The 6,516-nt window shown below is 27.8% G+C and carries 5 protein-coding genes and 1 other RNA gene; 1 reads left to right on the top strand and 5 read right to left on the bottom strand.

Translation table 11 applies throughout. The annotated features are described in order from the left end of the window. Positions 1-238: 238 nt before the first annotated feature. The 5 genes from ACRCYC_RS08635 to galU form a co-directional block, all read right to left on the bottom strand. Positions 239-1,108 (bottom strand): beta-1,6-N-acetylglucosaminyltransferase, encoded by an 870-nt coding sequence (locus ACRCYC_RS08635; protein WP_438618707.1) that lies wholly within the window; start codon positions 1,106-1,108, stop codon positions 239-241. A gap of 139 nt (positions 1,109-1,247) precedes the next feature. Beyond that, positions 1,248-2,945, bottom strand: coding sequence for a phospho-sugar mutase (locus ACRCYC_RS08630; RefSeq protein ID WP_438618706.1), 1,698 nt, complete (start codon positions 2,943-2,945; stop codon positions 1,248-1,250). Between the two features lie 162 nt (positions 2,946-3,107). Then, positions 3,108-3,445: RNase P RNA component class A (rnpB, locus tag ACRCYC_RS08625), an RNA gene on the bottom strand. 57 nt (positions 3,446-3,502) lie between these two features. Continuing rightward, entirely contained in the window at positions 3,503-4,516 is a 1,014-nt protein-coding gene (gene galE, locus ACRCYC_RS08620; protein WP_438618705.1) for a UDP-glucose 4-epimerase GalE, read from the bottom strand. Positions 4,517-4,554: 38 nt separating this feature from the next. Further along, entirely contained in the window at positions 4,555-5,442 is an 888-nt protein-coding gene (gene galU / locus ACRCYC_RS08615; RefSeq protein ID WP_438618704.1) for a UTP--glucose-1-phosphate uridylyltransferase GalU, read from the bottom strand. Between the two features lie 195 nt (positions 5,443-5,637). Between galU and srtB the strand changes: the two genes are divergently transcribed. Continuing rightward, positions 5,638-6,312 (top strand): class B sortase, encoded by a 675-nt coding sequence (gene srtB / locus ACRCYC_RS08610; protein ID WP_438618703.1) that lies wholly within the window; start codon positions 5,638-5,640, stop codon positions 6,310-6,312. Positions 6,313-6,516 lie beyond the last annotated feature (204 nt).

Below are 6,516 nucleotides of genomic sequence, written 5' to 3'. Positions count from 1 at the left end.
ATATTATCAATAGTTTAGACAAATTTCAACATTCAGTTAAATATACTTACTTAATATTATGATATGCCATATTAGTTTAAATACTATATATAAAATTTAGCATTTAAACTAATACTAACTAAAATTTAAATATAAGTAGATAATGAAAATATTAATATTTTTATAATTTTTTATTTTTTCAATATATTTACACTAATTAAATGATTTTCCCTCTGTAAAATCAAATAATTTATTACATTTAATCTATGTTAAAATAATTTCTATATTTAATAATATCTAAGTCATTATTGAATTTTCTTCCAATTATACATTCTGTATTTCTTATTTTTTCAAAATCTTCTTCATTTAAAATTCTTGGAAAATCTGGTCCGCTTTTCCAATCTATATATCTTAAAGCCATTTTATTATCATCATTTTCAATTTCATATTTATATATATTTTGTTTATATTTAGAATTCATTATTATAGTTTGAAAAAATACTTCGTCTCCGTAAATAGAGTTTTGAAAAGCTTTAAAATAGTGTTTATTATTTTCTATATATTCCATTATATATGAACATGCTTCTCCTGTTATTCCAAACCAATTACAACCTTTGTATAATTTAGGTAATATGTCGAAGTACTGGTTTTTTTTATTTAATCCCATCTTATCTCTAATTAATATACGTAACTTATCTAACTTATTTTTATCCTTTTTATAATACACTGAAGTATATTTATATTTAACTCTACTTTCTAACATTTCACTGCTAAATTTTTTTTCAACACCTATAAATTCTTTGCCTTTATTATTTTTCAAAAAAGTTTTAATATATTTATCACTTTTAACTGGTAGGCAATCTCCTGATACTAAAAATACATAATCATAATTTTCAGTATTTACCAATTTCAAAGTATTTATTGTAGCTTTAATCTGACTTACATCAGCCCAAGTAACATCAATTCTATCTTTTACGAACTTCACCTTTGTTTTATATTCAACAAAATCATCTATATCTGACTTTTTATCAACATGCATATAAATATCATTTTCATTTGAAAAAATTCTGATAAACTCTCTAAGTATCGGTGTATTTTTATGGCACTGTATACAATATGCTATTTTCATTATGCAAACTCCTTTTCTTTTTTAACTAATTCAAATTCACCAAAAGAATAAAAATGATTCTTACAAAATATAAGAATCATTTTTACATTTTATCAATTAAAAATAATTTATATCCTAACTAATTATATAAAATATTAAATTATCTTAATGTATTTATTTTTTTTTCTACTATAGATCTTATATTTATGCATTTACTTTTTATTTCTTCATGTGTATAACCACAAACACCTATATAAAACTTAAGCTTAGGCTCAGTTCCTGATGGTCTAGCTGCAATCCAAGATCCATCTTCTAATATAAACTTAAGAACATTAGATTTAGGTAATCCATCTATACCTTTATTATAATCTTTAGTTTCTACAACTTTAACTCCATCTACTTCTTCAAGTCCATTTATCCTAAAGTATTCCATTATTTCTCGTATTTTTTCAAGCCCTGATATACCACTTAGCGTAAGAGATATCAATTCTTCTTTAAAGTACCCAATTTCATCGTATAATTGAATAAGTCCTTCATATAAGCTCATACCTTTATCATAGTAATAAGCGGCCATATCAGAAATAAGCATTGCTGCAACAACTCCATCTTTATCTCTAGCATGAGTTCCTACAAGATATCCATAACTTTCTTCAAATCCCATAATAAAAGTTTTCTCATTTGTATTCTCAAATAAATTTATTTTATCTCCTATAAATTTAAATCCTGTTAACACATCTATACAATCCACTCCATATTTATTTGCTACTTTAGCTCCAAATTCTGAAGTAACGATAGTCTTTACTATAGTTGCATTTTTAGGAATTAATTTTTTTTCATCTAAGTTCATCAGTACATAATTAACCAATAGAGCCCCTATCTGATTCCCCGTTAACAGTTCATAATCTCCATCTTTAGTCTTTACAGCTAATCCAACTCTATCACAATCTGGATCTGTTGCTATTACTAAATCTGCGCCTTCTTCTTTAGCTAACTTAATCCCTCTAACTAAGGCCTTCTTATCTTCTGGATTTGGATAGTTTATACCCGCAAAATTAGGATCTGGATTTTCTTCTTCTTTAACTACTAAAACATTTTCAAATCCTACTTCCTTTAAAACCCTCTGTATTGGAATATTTCCTGTCCCACAAAGAGGTGTATAAACTATTTTAAACTCTTTACCTACTTTATTTACAACCTCTTTGCCTATAAATTGATTTTTAACAGCTTCTATAAATGCTGTATCTTGTTCTTTTCCTAACATAACAACTAAGTTTTTCTGATTTTCCTTTATAGTAGGTATCTTGCTATAATCCTGTATTTTCTCAACTTCTTCAGTTATTTTCTCAGCTATTTTTGGCATAACCTGAGCTCCATCTTCCCAATATACCTTATATCCATTATATTCAGGTGGATTATGGCTAGCAGTTATAACTACCCCTGCTATACAATTTAAACTTCTAACTGCAAATGAAAGTTCTGGAGTTGTTCTTAACCCATCAAATATATAAGCTTTTATACCACATGCAGCTAGAGTATTTGCAGTTTGTAGACAAAATTCTCTTGATTTATATCTACTATCATGAGCTATAACTACACCTCTTTGTTTCCCTTCTTCCCCTTCATTTTCTATAATATAATTAGCAAGCCCAAGTGTAGCTCTTGCTACTGTATAGTCATTTATTCTATTTGTTCCCGCTCCTATTATGCCTCTCAGCCCTGCAGTGCCGAACTCTAAGTTTTTATAGAATCTTTCTTTTATCTCATTTTCATCATTTTTTATAGCTATAAGTTCATTTCTTGTATTGTCATCAAAATATAAATTAGTAGTCCATTCATTATATAATTCTTTATATTCCATATTTATATCTCCTTCTATAATCTTTCTATCCCTTTTTTATGATATCTTATTATTTTACTATATATTGTTAATATTTTCTACAATTTCTGATTCCTTGTATCCTTTTTGAAACATTTGCAATTTAAAAAGCACTAGAAATAATCTAGTGCTTTATTTTCAAATAAATTGAGTAAATCTATAAGCGGAGTTCTGTATTAGATAATCATCTTTCTAGGCTTATTGTCACCAATAAGCTCAAGCGGCCTACCAACCGGAGAGTACGAGCAATACTCTTTTCATCCTAACTTGGCCTTGCTCCAGATGGGGTTTACACAGCCGACTAGTCACCTAGCCGCTGGTGAGCTCTTACCTCACCTTTTCATCCTTACCATAAATGGCGGTTATTTTCTGTTGCACTTTCCTTAAGATCACTCTCACTAGGCGTTACCTAGCATCCTGCTCTATGGAGCTCCGACTTTCCTCGTGCAGCTGATGCTACCCGCGATTATCTGACTTACTCAATATTAATTTTTAATTGTGTAAATATATTATCATAATATATTTATTATGTCAACTTTTTAATTTTTATATCCATTTGGATTCGAACTTTGCCATCTCCAAGAATCTTCACACATTTCATCTAATTTATATTGTGCTTCCCATCCTAGTTCAGCTTTAGCTTTATCTGCATTTGCATAACACATAGCAATATCTCCAGGTCTTCTTCCTACTATCTTGTATGCAACTTCTTTTTCACTAGCTTTACTAAAAGCTTTAACCATTTCTAAAACACTATATCCATTTCCAGTACCTAAATTATATGTTACTAATCCTGGGTTTGTATCTAATTTTTCTAATGCTTTAACATGACCTGTAGATAAATCTACAACATGTATATAATCTCTTACACCCGTTCCATCAGGAGTATTATAATTATCGCCAAATACACTTAATTCTTTTAATTGACCTATAGCTACTTTAGTTATATACGGCATTAAGTTATTAGGAATTCCATTTGGCTCTTCTCCAATTCTTCCACTCTTATGAGCTCCTACTGGATTAAAGTATCTTAAAATTGCTACGTTTAAAGATTTATCCGCTTTACATATATCCCTTAACATATTTTCTATCATAAGCTTAGTTTGTCCATATGGGTTAGTTGCTGATAATGGGAAATCTTCTGTTATTGGGCATGTATGAGGATCTCCATAAACAGTTGCTGATGAACTAAATACAAAGTTCTTAGTATTATATTTTCTCATAGTTTCAAGTAATACTAAAGTATTTACTAAGTTATTAGAATAGTACTCTAATGGCTTTTCTACAGACTCTCCAACTGCTTTTGATGCTGCAAAATGTATAACCGAATCTATTTGATTTTCTTTAAAAACAACTTCTAATTTTTCTCTATCTTGAACATCTAGTTCATAAAATTTAGGTCTAACTCCTGTTAGTTCTTCTATTCTATCAAGAACTATTATATTACTATTTGATAAATTATCCACTATAACTACATCTCTACCAGCTGCTATAAGTTCTATAGTTGTATGACTACCTATATATCCAACTCCACCTGTCACTAAAACTGACATAAAATCGCCTCTTTTCATTATTTTTATTTCAATATATATTATCTAGCTATTTTGTTATCTTTTACAATATTACTCATGTATTCCATTAATCCATCTTTTAAGTTATCTCTTTTTAATGCGAAATCTATAGTTGCCTCTAAAAATCCTAATTTATCTCCAACATCATATCTTCTTCCTTCGAAGTTATATGCATATATAGCCTCATGCTGAGCTAAAGTTTTTAATGCATCTGTAAGTTGTATTTCTCCACCTTTTCCTGGCTCTTGATTTTCTAATATATCAAATATAGCAGGAGTTATTATATATCTACCTAATATAGCTATATTTGATGGTGCTTCTTCAATATTTGGCTTTTCAACCATATCTTTAACTTTATACACTCTATTTTCTATAAATTTACAATCTAAAATTCCATATTTGTCAGTATTTTCTTTTTCTACTTCTTGAACACCTAATACACTTGTCTTATACTCATCATAAGCATCTATTAATTGTTTAAGACATGGTTTTTCAGAGTCAACTATATCATCTCCTAAAAGAACTGCAAACGGCTCATCACCTATAAAGCTCTTTGCACAATGAATAGCATGTCCTAGTCCCTTAGGTTCTTTTTGTCTAATATAATGTATATTTACCATATTAGATATCTCTTGAACCATTTCTAACATTTCTTTTTTACCTTTATGTTCTAATTCGAGTTCTAATTCTACAGATTTGTCAAAATGATCCTCTATAGATTTTTTATTTCTTCCTGTTATTATAAGTATTTCTTCTATACCCGAGTTTATAGCTTCCTCTATTATATATTGTAGCGTTGGTTTATCAACTATAGGAAGCATCTCCTTTGGCTGAGACTTAGTAGCTGGTAAAAATCTAGTACCTAAACCAGCAGCTGGTATTATAGCTTTTTTAACAGTTTTCTTCATTTGAGTACCTCTTTCTTATTGATTTATATAAACTAATATCTGAATTTACTTATTTTATGTAACTATAATATTCTACATCATTTTAACATTTTTGTCTGTCAGTTTTTGTCGAACAATTACAAATACTATTTATATATATAATATTCCATATTTATATATATTTATATAAACTATATATAAAGGAGGTTTTTTATTTTGAAAAAAATTTTTAAAACTATTATAAATATAGTCTTAATAGCTATACTTATATACAGCGGTTATAATATCTACGATAAACTTAATCAATATAAAAAAGCTGATAAAACATATACAGAAGCACGTGCAGAAAAAAAGGAAACATTAAAAAATAAAAATCCAGATTTTAAATTTTGGTTAAAAGTAGATAATACAAATATAGATTATCCCGTAGTTCAGTCAAACGATAATAAATACTATCTTAATAAAGATTTTTATAATCAAGATAGCAGCTCTGGTTCAATATTTATGGATTATAGAGATAATCCAAATTCTCAAAATACAATATTATACGGTCACAATATGAGAAATAAAACTATGTTTAATAACTTATTAAAATTTAAGGATGCAGATTTTTTTAATCAAAATAATAAAATACGAATTATAAAAAATAATAAAGAATATATATATGAAGTATTTTCTGCTTATACCATAGATGCAGGATACGATTACTTAATCCCCAATTTTTCTAATCCTGAATCATTTAAAAAATACATAAAAGATATAAGAGAAAAATCATTGTTCAAATCCAATTTGGACGTAAACACTAAAGACAAGCTTATAACATTATCAACTTGTAGCTATGAATTTGACGATGCAAGAACAGTAGTGCATGGAAAGCTTATAAATAATTAAGCATATAAAAATAAGATATGAGTGTCTCATATCTTATTTTTATATGCTTAATTATTTATCTATTATTTTTTATTTCATACTATACCGCATAATATTTTATTGATTTTACAGAACTAGGTGATTAGTTATATTTGCAGTGCAGAAGTCATTTAAAACATCTTCTCAGTTTTATGACTCCAAACGCAAATATAACTAATCACCGCC

Origin of the sequence: Paraclostridium sp., from assembly GCF_051657365.1 — a bacterium.
Classification (GTDB): domain Bacteria; phylum Bacillota; class Clostridia; order Peptostreptococcales; family Peptostreptococcaceae; genus Paraclostridium.
Note: the sequence above shows the minus strand (reverse complement) of the source record. Positions and strands in the feature narration are given on the sequence as shown.